Raw genomic sequence first — 14,126 nt, forward strand, 5'->3', positions numbered from 1 at the left:
ATATGAAACCAATTGATCTGACCGGGGTAGCGCGAGGGAAACGGCCGATGGTCGCACGCGCGGTGGCGTTCGCCGTCGGGCTGGGACTGGCTGTTGGAGCGCAAGCGCAGGCGACAAAGCTTCCACCAACGTATATGGCCCGTAAGCCCGTACCCGTGCGCGCGGCGATGCCTGCCGACGTCGGCGGTAGCGTGAGCGTGACAGCGGGTCAGGAGGTGCTCGTGCGCCTCAATCAGGATGCCAGTTCGGTATTCGTGGCCGATCCGGACGTGGCCGACGTGCACATGCCGACTCCGCGCGTCCTGGTGCTGCTCGGCAAGAAGGCCGGTACGACGACGCTGTTCGCGCTGACGGCGAACGGCGTGCAGTTGCTCAAGCGCAGCGTTCTGGTCGGCGCCGACCTGGACACGCTGCGCCGCATGATCGCGGCGCGCTTTCCGGGAGCTAATCTGCGCCTCGACGTCGGGCCTGGATCGCTGCAGGTCTCGGGCGAAGTACCGGGATCGGATGTCGCAGATGCCGTGGTGCAGATGATGACGCCGTACCTCGCGGAAAAGCAGGTGCTCGTCAATCGCATGACGATCGCGCATCCGTTGCAGGTGCAACTGCGTGTGCGCATTACCGAAGTCGATCGTAACGTCACGCAGCAACTGGGCGTGAACTGGCAATCGCTCGGGCTCCCGGGCAATTGGCAGACGGGGCTGTTCAACGGTCGCGGGATTTTGAATACGACTGGCTCGAGCAGCAATGGCGGTTCGGCGGTCAATCTGGCTACGAACGGCGCGTTTTCTCTGCTGACCGGTTTCGCGACGAGCCACTGGAACATCCAGATGCTGCTGGACGCGCTCCATCAGGAAGGATTGCTGACGATGCTGGCCGAGCCGAATCTCGTGGCGTTGTCCGGCCAGACAGCCAGTTTTCTCGCGGGCGGGGAGTTCCCGATTCCGGTGTCGCAGACCAACGGCGCGATCGACGTCGAATTCAAGCAGTTCGGCGTGAAGCTGGATTTCACGCCGACCGTGCTCAACGACAACCGCATCAGCCTCAAGGTCCGGCCTGAAGTGAGCCAGATCGACTCGTCGGTCAGCGTGACCACCGGCGGCATCACGGTTCCGGGCTTGAGCGTGCGCAGCGCGAATACGACGGTCGAGCTCGGCAGCGGTCAGAGCTTCGCCGTCGCGGGTTTGCTGCAGAACAATACGAGCAACACCATCTCGCAGATACCTGGCCTCGGCTCGATCCCGGTGCTCGGCAAGCTGTTTTCGTCGAGCAACTACCAGAACAACAAGACCGAACTGGTCATCATCGTGACGCCGTATCTGGTCGACCCGGTCAGTCCGGACAAACTGCGTACCCCGCTGGATTCGGTGATGCAGCCGGTGGGTGACCTCGAGTACAGCTTCCAGCACACCCATGGTTCGACGGGCGCGAGAGCGTCCGTCGAAGACGCCGACACCCAGCCGCGTCTGGTGGGCCGGGCCGGCTACATCTATTGATCGGAGCGACCATGACAATGCGATTCAGGATCCTGTTTGCTCCGCTCGGCCTGCTCGTCACGCTGCTGGGCGGGTGTTTCCAGCCGCCGTTCAACATGCCCGACGCCTCGGTGATCCACAGCGACGGTGGCCAGATGCTGGCGCCGGACTGCAGGCAGCTCGTCGTGCCGTCCGGGCTGACCGACGGCGGCTTGCGGCAGCCCTCGGTGGCATGGGGGTGCGCGACTTTCACGAATCTGGCCGCGCAGGTCTCGAATCCACGCGATCTGGAGCAGCCTCGACCCATTGGGCCGGCCGATGCCGCCGTGGCCGCCGATGCGATGCGCCGCTACGAGCAGAACAAGGTCACGCCGCTCGACCAGCACACCTCGCGAAATACGAAATAACGACAGGACCCAACCCACTTCGCCCCCGGATTGAACATGAGCATGATTGGAACCCTCATCAAGCCCGCCAGGTCCGACGGGGTCGCCGCCGACTTCGTCGCCTTCGTCGCGGACCGCGAGTCCGAGCAGGTGCTCAAAAGCTTCGTTCTGGACGAGGCCCTGCCGCATACCTACATCGCGGAGGGCGGCATCGACGAAGCCATCGCGCGCCTGTCCAGTATGGAGCACTCGCCGAAGCTGCTGCTCGTCGATCTGCAGACTTCCGAAATGCCGCTGTCGGATCTGGCCCGGCTTGCCAGCGTCTGCGAGCCGTCGGTGCAGGTGATCGCGCTCGGCGAGCGCAACGATGTCGGCCTGTACCGCAGCTTGCTCGGCATCGGCGTGGGCGAATATCTGGTCAAACCGCTGACGGTCGGACTGCTCAAGCGCACGCTGAATCTGCGCGATGGCCGCGCGATGCCGGTGTCGCAAGCGCGCGCGGGCAAGGTCCTCACGTTCGTCGGCGCACGCGGTGGGGTCGGCACGACCACGATCGCGATCAACCTCGCCCGCAACCTGGCCAATTCGCGGCGTCGCGTGGTGTATCTGGACCTGAACCTGCACGGTGGGGGCGCCCCGAGCATGGTCGGCCTGAAGACCAACAACGGTCTGGTCGACGTGCTGCAGAACGTCAATCGGCTCGACCCCGCCTATCTCGAGCGTGCGATGCAGTCCGTGGACGGTTCGCGGCTACTGATGTTGTCGGCGCAAATGGGATGGCACGACGAGCGTCCGTTCGGGGAGGGCGCGCTGGAGAAAGTGCTGGATGTACTGGTGTCGAGTTTCCACTACGTGTTCCTCGATATCGGCGAGCGCGCAGATCCGCTGACCCAGGAGGCGTTCCGCTGCGCCGGGCGAAGCTACGTAGTGGCGGACCGGTCGGTCCATGCGGTCCATGAGACCGGCAGGCTGATCCGATATATCGAAACGTGCAGTAGCGATAGTCCCGTTACGTCCGTTCTGCTAAACAATCCGAACATGGCGACAGCGGGCAAGGTCGAGCCGGGCGACTTCGAGGCGTCGATTGGGCGCCCCGTGCTGGCCGAGATGCCGTTCGAACGCCGCGCGCTCGCGATTGCCGAGAATGTCGGCGCGCCGATAGCAGCCGGCAAGACCGAGGCGTTCGAGCAGGTCATCATGCACCTGTCCGGCGATCTGACCGGTAACAACCAGAACACGGTTGTGCAATCCAGCCTGTGGCAACGACTCATGGCGAGGAAGTGATGCAATTCGGTCAAAAACGCGTCGTTGAACTGGCCCCCGCGTCCACCGGGGGCGATACCGAAACGCTCGACCCCAAGGCGCAGATCGACGAGAAGTCGTTGCGGTCGTCTCTCGGCGTAGTGGTTCAGAACGACACGAATGCCGCTTCCGATGCGTCGCTCGTGCGCTCGGACACGTACAGGACGGTGCGCAACGCCGTGCTGTCGACCATGAATGCCTCTTTGGTGCTCACCTACAGCCGCGAGCAACTGAAGCCCGAACTCGAGCCGTTGGTCTCCGCGATCATCGAGCGCGAGCGCCTGAACATTCCGCTTTCCGAACAAGGGCTGATCGTCGAGGAACTGCTCAACGACATGTTCGGGCTGGGGCCGATCGAGCCGCTGTTCGCCGATGAGACGGTGACCGATATCCTCGTCAACGGCCCCGATCAGGTTTACATGGAACGGCGCGGCAAGCTCGAACTTACACCGTACCGGTTCCGCGACAACGCGCACGTGACCACTGTGGCGCAGCGCATCGCGGCGGGGGTCGGCCGGCGCGTCGACGAGAGCAGCCCGATGGTGGATGCCCGACTGCCGGACGGCAGCCGGGTCAACGTGGTACTGCCGCCGCTCGCATTGCGCGGGCCCGCGATCTCCATTCGTAAATTTTCCAAGCGCAAGCTCACCCTTCAGCACATGGTCAATCAGGGCAATATGTCCCTCGACATGGCGCACGTGCTGAAGATCGCGGTCACCTGCCGCCTGAACGTGCTGGTCTCGGGCGGTACGGGTTCCGGCAAGACCACCTTGCTCAATGCGCTCTCGCATTTCATCAATAACGGCGAGCGCATCGTCACGATCGAGGATGCGGCGGAACTTCAATTGCAGCAGCCTCACGTCGTCAGCCTCGAAACACGCCCCGAAAACACCGAGGGCATGGGGGGTGTCAATCAGCGCGATCTGGTCAAGAATGCGCTGCGGATGCGTCCCGACCGCATCATCCTCGGCGAAACGCGCGGCGAGGAAGCGTTCGATGTGCTGCAGGCGATGAACACGGGCCACGACGGCTCGATGACCACGATCCACGCCAATACGCCGCGCGATAGCTTGACCCGGCTCGAAAGCATGGTGTCGATGGCCAACGGCAATCTGCCGTTGATGTCGATCCGGCGGCAGATCGCAAGCGCGCTGCACCTGATCGTCCAGGTCGAGCGGATGCGCGACGGTATCCGCCGGCTGACCCGCGTGACCGAGGTGGCGGGTATGGAGGGCGACGTGATCATCACTCAGGATCTGTTCGCCTTCCGTTACGACGTGACGTCCTACGACGCCGAGGTGAAGGGCGGCTTCGAAAACGGCCACCTGCGGCCGGCATTCACCGAGCGGGCCTCGTACTACGGCCTCGAGGAAGCCTTGCTGGAGGCCGTTGCGTGAGCGCGATCGTCAACCTCGCCACGATCGCCGCTTTCCTCTGCGCGGTGATCGTCGGCATCATGCATTTGGTCTGGCAGGACTTGCGCAATCAGCGTCCCGACGCATTGATTCGCGCACGGATCGCGGCGATGCCTGGAGAAACGGGGTTGGCCGCTACGACTTCGAGCGACGTGCAAGCGATCATCAAAGGGCGCGCGCTGGGCCACCCTGACGAGACGAATATCGTGTTCGGCTGGCTTCGCGCGCGGCGCGACCGCTTGCGCACGGTCGCGCCGCGCGGGCTGCCGGTCGTGATAGCCGGCGGCCTCGTCGCATTCGGTGTGGCACTGGCGATCCCGCGCTTCACGTCGGTACCCGGCATTGTCCAGATCCTGCTGGCACTCGCGTTACCTGTGTTGACCGTGCAACGCATCTATCAGATGTTCGTCGACCGTTTCCGCGCAAGCTTTCTGGCAGCGTTGCCGGATGCGATCGACATGATCGTGCGTGCGGTGCGCGCCGGGGTTCCCGTGGTCAAAGTATTGCCCATGGTGGCCCAGGAGTCCCCACAGCCACTAGCCGGCGAGTTCAAGCGCATAGGCGATTCGCTCCAGCTCGGCATGGATCTGGAGGAAGTGCTGAGCTCGGCGGCACTACGCGTTCACGTGGCCGATTTTTCCTTTTTTTGCGTGTGCCTGCTGCTGCAACGAGAAACGGGCGGACAACTGGGCGAAACGCTCGAGAACCTGGCCGGGATCGTGCGAGCCCGCCGCGAAATTCGTCAGAAGACCAAAGCGTTGACGGCGGAGACGCGGATCACGGTCAAGATCCTCGCAGCCATTCCGGTTCTGATCGTGGGTACGCTGTACATGTCGAATCGCGCCTACATCATGCTGCTGTTCACCACGCCGACGGGCCACTCGATCCTGACGTTCGCCGTTTCGGCGATCGTCGCGGGCGTTGTCGTCATCAACAAGATCGCCAACCTGGATACCTCGCGATGAGCACGATGCGCATTGATCTGCTGATCAATCTGTTGATGCTGCTGATGCTGCTAGGTGCGCTCGTGCTCTGGTGGGCGTTTAACCGGGGCGGGTATCGAGGCCGGATTGCGGAACGCGTACGCGAGGCGAGTGCGAATGCCACGGGAGCCGCTTCCTTGAGCAAAGACACGTCGATCAATCGCTTCGCGTTCGTCCGCCGTGTCATGGAGCCGTTGATCCGGTTCGGTGAACGCATGCCGCTCTTCACCTCCGATCAGCGGCTGAAGCTGGCAAACGATCTGGTCAAGGCGGGCTTCCGCGGCCCCGCCGCCGTGCCGACCCTGATTGCGCTGAAATTCGTCTCCGGCGTGCTGTGGGCCGCGTTGGTCGTGCTGTGGGTCGCCGACCTGTTCTCGCTCGGCCACGTTCTGGCGATTCGCATGCTGATGATGCTGGCCGCATTCATGTTCGGGATGATCGTGCCGGAATATGCGCTGGACTTTTACGCGCGCCGGCGGCGAAAGAAGATCCTTGCTTATTTTCCTGACGCGCTCGATCTGTTCGTCATTTGCACCAATGCGGGTAACAGCCTTGGTGTTGGGCTGCGCCGCGTCGCCCAGGAGATGGCGCTGATCTGCCCGGCGCTGGCATCGGAACTCGCGCTGACCGCCGACGAACTGCATCTTTCCGGCGACGGAGCGCGCGCGCTGCAAGCCATGGCCGAACGTGTCGACGTGCCGCCGGTACGCGCGCTGATCACGACGCTGACCCAATCGATGCGCTATGGCACGCCCATTTCGCAGGCACTGCGCACGCTCTCGCGTATCGAACGGACCGCCCATATCGTGCGGATCGAGGAAACCGCAGCCAAGCTCGCGCCAAAGATGGTCGTGCCGATGATGCTGTTCATCCTGCCGGCCGTCGTCGCGATTTCCGCCGGACCGGCCATTATGCAACTCGCGGCCTCACTGAAGCACATGACATGAAAATCACTCGCTCACTTCTCGCCCCTCGGGTTTGCGCCGCAGCGGCGTGCCGGCTCGGCGTCGCCGTGTCGTTGCTGACACTGGCGGCCTGCACGACCACGGTCAAGCAAAGCTACGGGCCTGTGTCGCCGGTGTCGAACCCGGCTACGCTGAGCCTCAAAGGCGAACTGCACGTGGCGGAGGCCGCGCTGGAGTCAGGCAATGTCGATCTGGCCACCACCATTTACATGCAGATCGTCCAGTCCAATCCGGATTCCGTGCCGGGCCTGACGGGCCTGGGCGACACGCTGTATGTCCAGGGCGACTACACGCGAGCGAATGTCTACTACAACAAGGCGTTGTCGCTCGATCCGAACGCGCTGCCGGCGATGACAGGCAATGCTCGCGTGGCCATCCGGCAACGCCGGCTGGACGACGCCGTCGCCCAATACCGGCGCGTGCTGGCGATGTCGCCGAGCGACGCGATGGCTGCCGCGGGGCTCGGCACCGCGCTCGACATGCAAGGACACCACGACGAGGCCCAGGCGGTCTTGCGCAACGCACTGCTCGAAAATCCAGGCGACCCGCGACTGGAGACCGATCTGGGGCTCTCGCTGGTGGTGTCGGGCAAACCGCGCGAGGGGGCGAACGTGCTGCTCGACGTCACACGTTTTCCGGCCGCGCCGGCCGAGGCGCGCCAGAATCTCGCGATGGCCTACGGCATGCTCGGCAACAACGAAGCGGCCGAAAAAATTCTGGACGCCGATCTGCCGAAAAAATCGACACAGGACAACCTCCGCTATTACGCGACGCAGCGCATGCGGCTGGCCGCCGTGCAAGGCAATCCGTCGGGCCCGGGCAAAGCCTCTTTCGCGACGGAGAAAAAGACCCAATGAAGCGATCTGTCCGCTCCTGGCCCTGCCTCTCTGTCTGGCGGCGTCTGCGGACCTTGCCGGGGGACGAGCGCGGTGCGAGCGCGATCGAATTCGCGCTCGCCTCGCTGCCGGTGTTCTTTCTGATCATCATGACGATCGAGTTCGCGCTCGATATGACCGTCGACGTGACCGTGCAGATCGCGGCCCAGGCGGCTTCGCGAGCCGGATTGACGATGTCCTTACCCGCCGACGGCACCTCGCGCGCGGATCAGGCGGAGAAGATCGCGAAGCAGTACCTGGGGAACTGGGTGAATGCTGGCGGAACCTTGACGGTCACACAACTCGACTATGTGTCCTTCAGCAACTTCGGTGTGTCCGGCTATAACGCGGGCAGCGGGCCGGGCAACTGCGGCGACGTGGAGATGTACACGATTCAGCTCACCATGCCGTCCTTTACGGGGCTGTCCAAGTGGCTCGGCCGGCCCACGCTGAATTACCAGCGCAACTACATTGTCCAGAACGAAGAATGCGCAAGTTGACGAGTGCCCGGAAAGCCGGGCTGGCACGGCGCCGCTCACGCGGGGTGGCGGCGCTTGAAGTGGTCATCATCGTGCCGGTGATGATCTTCATGCTATTCGGTTTCACCGAGGTGTATCTGTACCTGCGCGCGGTGAGCATGGTGGAGCATGCGGCTTTCGCGCTGGCGAATTCGCTCGGGCAGATGCAGAACGTGATAGATCAATCCGGCACGGCCAGTGCGAACAGCCTCGGCTCGTTGTGGGCGGATGCGAACCTGCTCGCCAGTCCCAATACATTGACGGCGAATGGCAATGTCATCGTCACTTCCATTTGTGACAAGTCGTCCTCGGAAAATAACTGCGGCTTGAACGTGGTCGGCACGCCGTCGCTGAGCAACGGTAAGGCGACCATCTGCTGGCAGGCCGCGGCCAACTCGAGCGCGGGCATGAAAACCCAGATCACGACCACCAACGTTCTGCCGTCCTCCTGGCCGTTCTATCAAGGCGACGCCGCGCTCGTCGTCGAGGTGTTCTACCGCTACACCCCGCTTCCTCTGCTCGCCTCGTTCTGGCCCGGCGCTCCGGGTTCGACCGTGCTCTATCGGCGCGTCTATGCGCGGCAGCGCGTGCTGAACTGGACCTCGATGCCGTTGCTCAACACGACCGGCGCGGGTCTCGCAGCGGGAAGCGGTTTGTCGGCAGGCTGTCCGGGCTCGACGACTATCGTTGGGTCCTGACAGGTGCCACGGTCTATAAAAGCCAGCGCTCGCGTGATGTACCGGGGACAATCATGAATCTAGCTACCGCTGTTCGTACCGCTCGCCGGCGCGATGCCGCCGTGCTCACGCGATGCCGCGAATACCTTGCCGGCGGAGATCGCGGAGCGGTCTCGCTGATATTCGCCGTCAGCGCGAGCGTGATGCTCGGTGCGTTGTCGATGACGATCGACCTGGGACGATATGCGATCTCGCAGGCTCGCATGCAGTCCGCACTCGACGTGGCGAACCTTACGGCATCGATGGACATGGGCCACTATGCGAGCACGACGTGTCCCACGAGCCTCACCGCGTGGCAGAAAGATGCGCTCGCGTATTACAACACCAACATGCCGAACGGCTATCTCGACATCCTGCTGTCGAGCAACAATTTCAATGCGACCTGCACGAATAACCCGGGCGGTGGCCAATACGTGCAGCTTTCCGCGGCGGGCGAATTGCCGTTGATGATGCCGGCGTTCCTCGGATCGAAGGGCAGCAGCACCAGCACCGGGTCGACCGGTGGCAACGACATGCAGGTCGCCGCTTCGAACCAGGTGGCGCGTAATCCGCAAACCCAACTGGAACTGGCGCTGGTGCTGGACAACACGGGGTCGATGGCCCAGACGCTGAGCGGCAGTAGCGCGAGCAAGATCGTTGGACTGCAGAACGCGGCCAATAATCTGTTGGGGCAATTGTTCGCCCAGTCGGGATCGGCGCAGTACTACATTGGAATCGTGCCTTTTGCCAGCACCGTTAACGTCGGCATGACACCGTCATGGCTGGATGGGAACAACGCGACAGTTTCCGCATCGCTAAGTGCGGGGACGGGGACGTGGCTCAAGCAGTCCTTCAGCTACAACTCGAGCGGCGTGTCGATGAGCGGCACGCCGAAGGTTAGCCTGTCAGGTACGTCATGGGCGTGGACTGGCAGCGGGTGGGGCGGGTGCGTGGTGGAGCCGCACGATAGCAGCGGTAATCTGGCCGCGCTGGCCTATTCGCCGTCTTCGGCGACGGCGACACCGACTTCACCCTATTTGCAGTTCACGCCTTACTACTACAACGTGCCGTCCGCGGGGCTCACGCTCTATACGCAAACGGGTTCGGGAAAGAAGGCAACCTGCACGACCAAGACGGTGTCGCAGTTTCCCACGACCATCGGATCCGGGAAAAACGGCACGTGCACCACGACCAGTTCGACACTGCCGATCAGTCAATGGGATCTGGACCAGCCGTCGACCGCCACTTATACGTTGAACCAGAACAATCTGTGCATTGGTACGCCAGTGACGTTCCTGACCAACGACCAGACGCAATTGGGCCATGCAATCAGCGCGATGCAGCCAGCGGGCAATACGATCATTCCGCTCGGCTTGTTGTGGGGATGGCGCATGCTGTCTTCGAGCTGGGCCGGCACATGGATTCAGCGTTCGACCATCACCACCCCTCTGCCGATACCGGAGAGCTCGATGGGGCTGCAGCGCGTGTTGATTCTAATGACGGACGGGCAGAACGATGTCAGTTCGAGCAGTATTCCGGGCCAGGAGGTCACGTATTTCAATGGCCTGTCCGGCGTCGGCACGAACAATCTGCATGCTCCCTCCGTGTCGAGCACGCTGGCGAGCGGCTCGATCGTCCTGAACGACATCAACACCTATCAGGCAGCGGTCTGCACTGCGATCAAGAACGCGGGCATCACGATCTATACGATCGCTTTCGGAGCGGGCGCCGCCGGTACGAGCTTGCAGTCGTGTGCGTCGCCAGGCGATTACTACGTCGCCTCCAACAACTCGTCGCTGAATACGGTCTTCCAGCAGATCGCATCGCAGATCGCCGTGTTGAGGCTCACGCAATGACGATATCGGACAATGCATCGATCGAAGATCTTGCAGTCCCGAAAGGAAGTGCAAGTGACGGCGCGAGCCCGCGGCCGCATTGGATGACACGGCAACGTCTGTACCTCTACTCAGGCGCATTGCTGCTCGTGTACATCCTTACGCCGGGAGTGAAAATACTTCGCGACAGTTGGGGGCACCCGTTTTCTTTCGGCAACAATGCACGAGATTACATCGCTTTCTGGAGTGCTTCACATCTGGCGCTGCATGGACACGCTGCCCATGCGTACAGCACGAAGGTGCTGGGTGCGCTGGAAAAAACTGTGCTGCCTGATCTCAAAGGAACCTTGCCCTGGTTGTATCCGCCGACGTTCCTGTTGTTTGTCTACCCTGCTGCGCTGCTTCCTTTTGAGCCTTCGGCCTGGCTCTTCTTTGGTCTGACGCTCGTAGCGTTCGTCGTCGCGATCAACGCTATCGTGCCGGGCAGGATTTCGACCTTGCTCGCACTGGCCTTCCCGGGGGTGGCTCTTTCGGCACTGACGGGACAGAACGGCCTGCTGACTGCGGCCATGATGGGATTGGGGCTTGCCTTACTGCCACGGCGTCCGGTCTGGGCAGGCGTGTCGCTAGGATTACTGTGCATCAAGCCGCATCTCGCCGTACTGATTCCGCTTGCACTGATCTGCTCGCGCTCGTGGAGAACGCTGGTGGTAACCGGATCGATCGCATTCGTGCTGAGCGCGATATCGACCGGATTGTTCGGTGTGGAAACACTCGCCGCTTTCCTGCGCAGCATGGGGGAAATCCAGAGCGTCGTCACTTCCGACAACAAGTCGCTGCTTCGCATCCCCACGTTTTTTGCGCTGGCGAGACAAATGTCCATCCCAGCGGCCGGGGCCTATGCCTTGCAGGCGGTGTCGGCGTGCGTGGCTGTGGCTTCGGTCGTCTACGTTTGGTCACGGCCGGCCGCCCACGAATTGCGCGCGGCGACGCTCGTCTGCGCGACGCTGGCCTTTAGTCCCTATCTCTACGATTACGACCTGACCTGGTATGGCCTCGTGATTGCGTGGTATGCCCGGTTCGGGTTGGCTCACGGCTTCCGGCGTTACGAGCGGGAGGGGCTGATACTGCTCGGGTTCGCTCCGCTAATGGGGTTAGTCGTCGTACCCCACGTTCATTTTCAGTTCCTGCCCATTCTCACGTTGCTCACCCTCGCGGTGCTCGTCACGCGCGTAAGGACTGAGAGGCACGGCGTGAAAGGGGGCAATAGTGTTGCGTTCGCCAAGGGGATCCCCCGATGAACATGATGCCCTCCGCTAACATCCGGGATCTGTCGAAGCGACCGCCGGTTCCGCTGATTTCGATCGTCGCGCCGTTTCATAACGAGCACGATGCGGTCCATCTGTTCTTCACGGAAATACGGAAGGTCATCGACCCACTTCAAGCGCTTCGTTTCGAGATCGTTTGCGTCAACGACGGCAGCCAGGACGGCACGCTCGACCAGTTGCTCGCGGCTGCCGCCGAGGATGCGCGCATCCGCGTGCTCGACCTGACACGCAATTTCGGCAAGGAAGCGGCACTGACCGCCGGTCTCGACGAGGCGCGAGGCGATGCCGTGATCGTCATCGATGCCGATCTGCAGGATCCGCCGGAGTTGATTCCCGACATGATCCAATGCTGGCGGGACGGCGCGCCGGTCGTACTGGCGCATCGCGCCAACCGCAGTACCGATTCGCTTTCAAAACGCGTGACCGCCGGTCTCTTCTATCGCGTTCACAATGCCCTGTCGAGCGTGAAGATCCCGCCCAATGTCGGCGACTTCAGGTTGATGGACCGGGAGGTCGTCGAAGCCCTGCGCCGGTTGCCGGAGCGGCGTCGCTTCATGAAAGGGCTGTTCGCGTGGGTCGGTTTTCCCGCCGTCACGCTCCACTACGAGAGGGCACAACGCAGTGCGGGCCATTCGAGCTTTTCGGGCTGGCGCCTGTGGAATTACGCGATCGAAGGCATTACCGGTTTCAGTACGATTCCGCTACGTGCCTGGACTTATGTCGGCGCCTTGATTGCGATGCTCGCGTTCTTGTACGGCGGATTCATGGTCGTGCGAACGTTGCTGTTCGGTAATCCCGTACCCGGTTATGCATCGCTGTTTTCGGCAGTGCTGTTCATAGGTGGAATCCAGCTCGTCGGTATCGGCGTGATCGGTGAATACATCGGCCGGATTTACGACGAGTCGAAACATCGGCCGATTTACCTCGTTCGCCAACGTTATGGCGCCGCCGAAACTGTGCGTGACGCGCGTCTCGCCGAGGGCGTACACGGGTTCCAACGGAGAAACCGGATCAGCCGCACGCTTCGGCGAGACGGTCGGAGCGTTCATCCGCCGGCCCGGCAAGATCTTGCATGGGCCGATGCGAGGTCCGATGCCGTCGCACGATCGCCGTCAGCATCAGAATCATTACGACGGGTGCCAGATGAAATGGCAAATGAGCTGTAGCGCCAGTCAATTCGGAGACCGGCATTACCCATGCCGCGCCAAGCGCGAGCCGGTCCAGGCGCGTGAGCCTGGCCGCTGCCGCGTCGCGGATTAGAAACGCCGCCGGAAAGCCGAGCCAGGCGAGATCGTAGGTCATCAAATAGGGTTGCACGAGCAGGGTGGCGACGAGCAAGGCCGCGGCCCTCAATTCGTGCCGTGCGTTCACGAGCCAAAGATAGGCGACGGCAAGCGCGGCGGGAATGGCGGCTAGCGCCTGAACCGCGTAAGCCACCGCGACGGGCGCACCAAGGAGTCTGGCGGTGGCGAATAACGTTGGCATGCCGAACCAATGATCCCGGCCATCCAGCAAGGCGGCTTGTCTGAAGGCGGGGAGATAAGAGAAAAACGAGGACCACGCCTCACTTCCTAGTATCGCAATACTCGACAGCAGAAATGCCGAGCAAAAGATCATCGTGGCGAGCAACATCTTCCAGCGGCGTCCGCATACGAGGGCGATAGGGAAGAGCACACCCAGTTGGGGCTTGATGAGGAGCACGGCAAGGCAAGCACCCGCGCAAATCGGCGCACTCTCCATCAGCACGAGCGCTGCGGCAGCGGCTGCGGCGGTAAAGAGCGAATTTTGTCCCTCGAAGATTGCCAACGGCATGCCGGCAAGCGCAACGATCAGGATGAACTGGCGCTGTGTCTGTGGCAGACGGTGGCCGATGCGTAATGCGACCGTGCAATAGACGCCGATGCCGAGTGCCAGGAACAGGAAGAGCGCCCACGGATAACTCAAATAGCCCAGTGGCCGAATGGCGAGCAGGAAAGTCGGCGGATAAGGGCAGGGATCATAGCGCGGCGAGGAGCGCACGATGGCTTCCAGCGGTTGCATCCAGCGAGGCGAGAATACCGCTGCCGCGCCGTGCGCCAGCTCGACACGGGCCGCAGCCCAGAAAATCCCGAAGTCGAAGCCGATGCCCGGCATGGTGCGGATGCCGAGTACGTAGTGCGCGACGAAGCAGATGACGAGGGGGATGAATTGTAAGATGAGCAGGAAGCTCGGCACGAAAACGAGCAGGAAATGAAAAGTGGACGTTGCCTTTCTGCTCGTCTCTTGTGTAGTCATGGTTGTTGTGTAACGTTCGGGTGCTGTGCGCAGATCGGTCCGCCAATGACTACC

The 14,126-nt window shown here is 62.3% G+C and carries 12 protein-coding genes and 1 pseudogene; 12 read left to right on the forward strand and 1 reads right to left on the reverse strand.

Going from position 1 to position 14,126, the window contains the following annotated elements; translation table 11 throughout:
• Nucleotides 1-2: 2 nt before the first annotated feature.
• The 12 genes and pseudogenes from CI15_RS29470 to CI15_RS29525 all read left to right on the forward strand — a co-directional run.
• The gene (locus CI15_RS29470) at nt 3-1,496 is read left to right on the forward strand and encodes a type II and III secretion system protein family protein (protein WP_420915887.1); all 1,494 of its coding nucleotides are present in this window, start codon (nt 3-5) and stop codon (nt 1,494-1,496) included.
• A gap of 11 nt (nt 1,497-1,507) precedes the next feature.
• The gene (locus CI15_RS29475) at nt 1,508-1,882 is read left to right on the forward strand and encodes a CpaD family pilus assembly lipoprotein (RefSeq protein WP_241495978.1); all 375 of its coding nucleotides are present in this window, start codon (nt 1,508-1,510) and stop codon (nt 1,880-1,882) included.
• A 36-nt stretch (nt 1,883-1,918) separates the two neighbouring features.
• Nucleotides 1,919-3,145 (forward strand): CpaE/TadZ family protein, encoded by a 1,227-nt coding sequence (locus tag CI15_RS29480; RefSeq protein WP_062135330.1) that lies wholly within the window; start codon nt 1,919-1,921, stop codon nt 3,143-3,145.
• Nucleotides 3,145-4,560 (forward strand): TadA family conjugal transfer-associated ATPase, encoded by a 1,416-nt coding sequence (locus tag CI15_RS29485; protein ID WP_062135333.1) that lies wholly within the window; start codon nt 3,145-3,147, stop codon nt 4,558-4,560. Before CI15_RS29480 ends, CI15_RS29485 begins: the two co-directional genes overlap by 1 nt.
• Nucleotides 4,557-5,543: a type II secretion system F family protein gene (locus CI15_RS29490; protein WP_241495979.1), complete on the forward strand. Its 987-nt coding sequence runs from the start codon at nt 4,557-4,559 to the stop codon at nt 5,541-5,543. The genes CI15_RS29485 and CI15_RS29490 overlap by 4 nt, the downstream gene beginning before the upstream one ends.
• 35 nt (nt 5,544-5,578) lie before the next feature.
• The gene (locus CI15_RS29495) at nt 5,579-6,508 is read left to right on the forward strand and encodes a type II secretion system F family protein (protein ID WP_241495980.1); all 930 of its coding nucleotides are present in this window, start codon (nt 5,579-5,581) and stop codon (nt 6,506-6,508) included.
• On the forward strand, nt 6,505-7,383 hold the full coding sequence (locus CI15_RS29500) for a tetratricopeptide repeat protein (RefSeq protein ID WP_063910593.1): 879 nt from the start codon (nt 6,505-6,507) through the stop codon (nt 7,381-7,383). Before CI15_RS29495 ends, CI15_RS29500 begins: the two co-directional genes overlap by 4 nt.
• Complete coding sequence (locus tag CI15_RS29505) at nt 7,380-7,901, forward strand: TadE/TadG family type IV pilus assembly protein (RefSeq protein ID WP_063910594.1); 522 nt, start codon at nt 7,380-7,382, stop codon at nt 7,899-7,901. The genes CI15_RS29500 and CI15_RS29505 overlap by 4 nt, the downstream gene beginning before the upstream one ends.
• On the forward strand, nt 7,889-8,617 hold the full coding sequence (locus tag CI15_RS29510; RefSeq protein ID WP_153041223.1) for a TadE/TadG family type IV pilus assembly protein: 729 nt from the start codon (nt 7,889-7,891) through the stop codon (nt 8,615-8,617). The genes CI15_RS29505 and CI15_RS29510 overlap by 13 nt, the downstream gene beginning before the upstream one ends.
• Before the next feature lie 53 nt (nt 8,618-8,670).
• Nucleotides 8,671-10,491: a VWA domain-containing protein gene (locus CI15_RS37085; protein WP_161950077.1), complete on the forward strand. Its 1,821-nt coding sequence runs from the start codon at nt 8,671-8,673 to the stop codon at nt 10,489-10,491.
• Nucleotides 10,488-11,771 (forward strand): glycosyltransferase family 87 protein, encoded by a 1,284-nt coding sequence (locus tag CI15_RS36220; protein ID WP_161950078.1) that lies wholly within the window; start codon nt 10,488-10,490, stop codon nt 11,769-11,771. Before CI15_RS37085 ends, CI15_RS36220 begins: the two co-directional genes overlap by 4 nt.
• Nucleotides 11,772-11,776: 5 nt before the next feature.
• A pseudogene (locus CI15_RS29525) lies at nt 11,777-12,838 on the forward strand (glycosyltransferase family 2 protein); the annotation flags it as partial.
• Here CI15_RS29525 and CI15_RS37920 read toward each other — a convergent pair.
• On the reverse strand, nt 12,810-14,072 hold the full coding sequence (locus CI15_RS37920) for a glycosyltransferase family 87 protein (RefSeq protein WP_075643799.1): 1,263 nt from the start codon (nt 14,070-14,072) through the stop codon (nt 12,810-12,812). The pseudogene CI15_RS29525 and the gene CI15_RS37920 sit on opposite strands and share 29 nt — an antisense overlap.
• Nucleotides 14,073-14,126: the final 54 nt, after the last annotated feature.

Source organism: Paraburkholderia monticola (genome assembly GCF_001580545.1).
GTDB classification, from domain to species: Bacteria; Pseudomonadota; Gammaproteobacteria; order Burkholderiales; family Burkholderiaceae; genus Paraburkholderia; species Paraburkholderia monticola.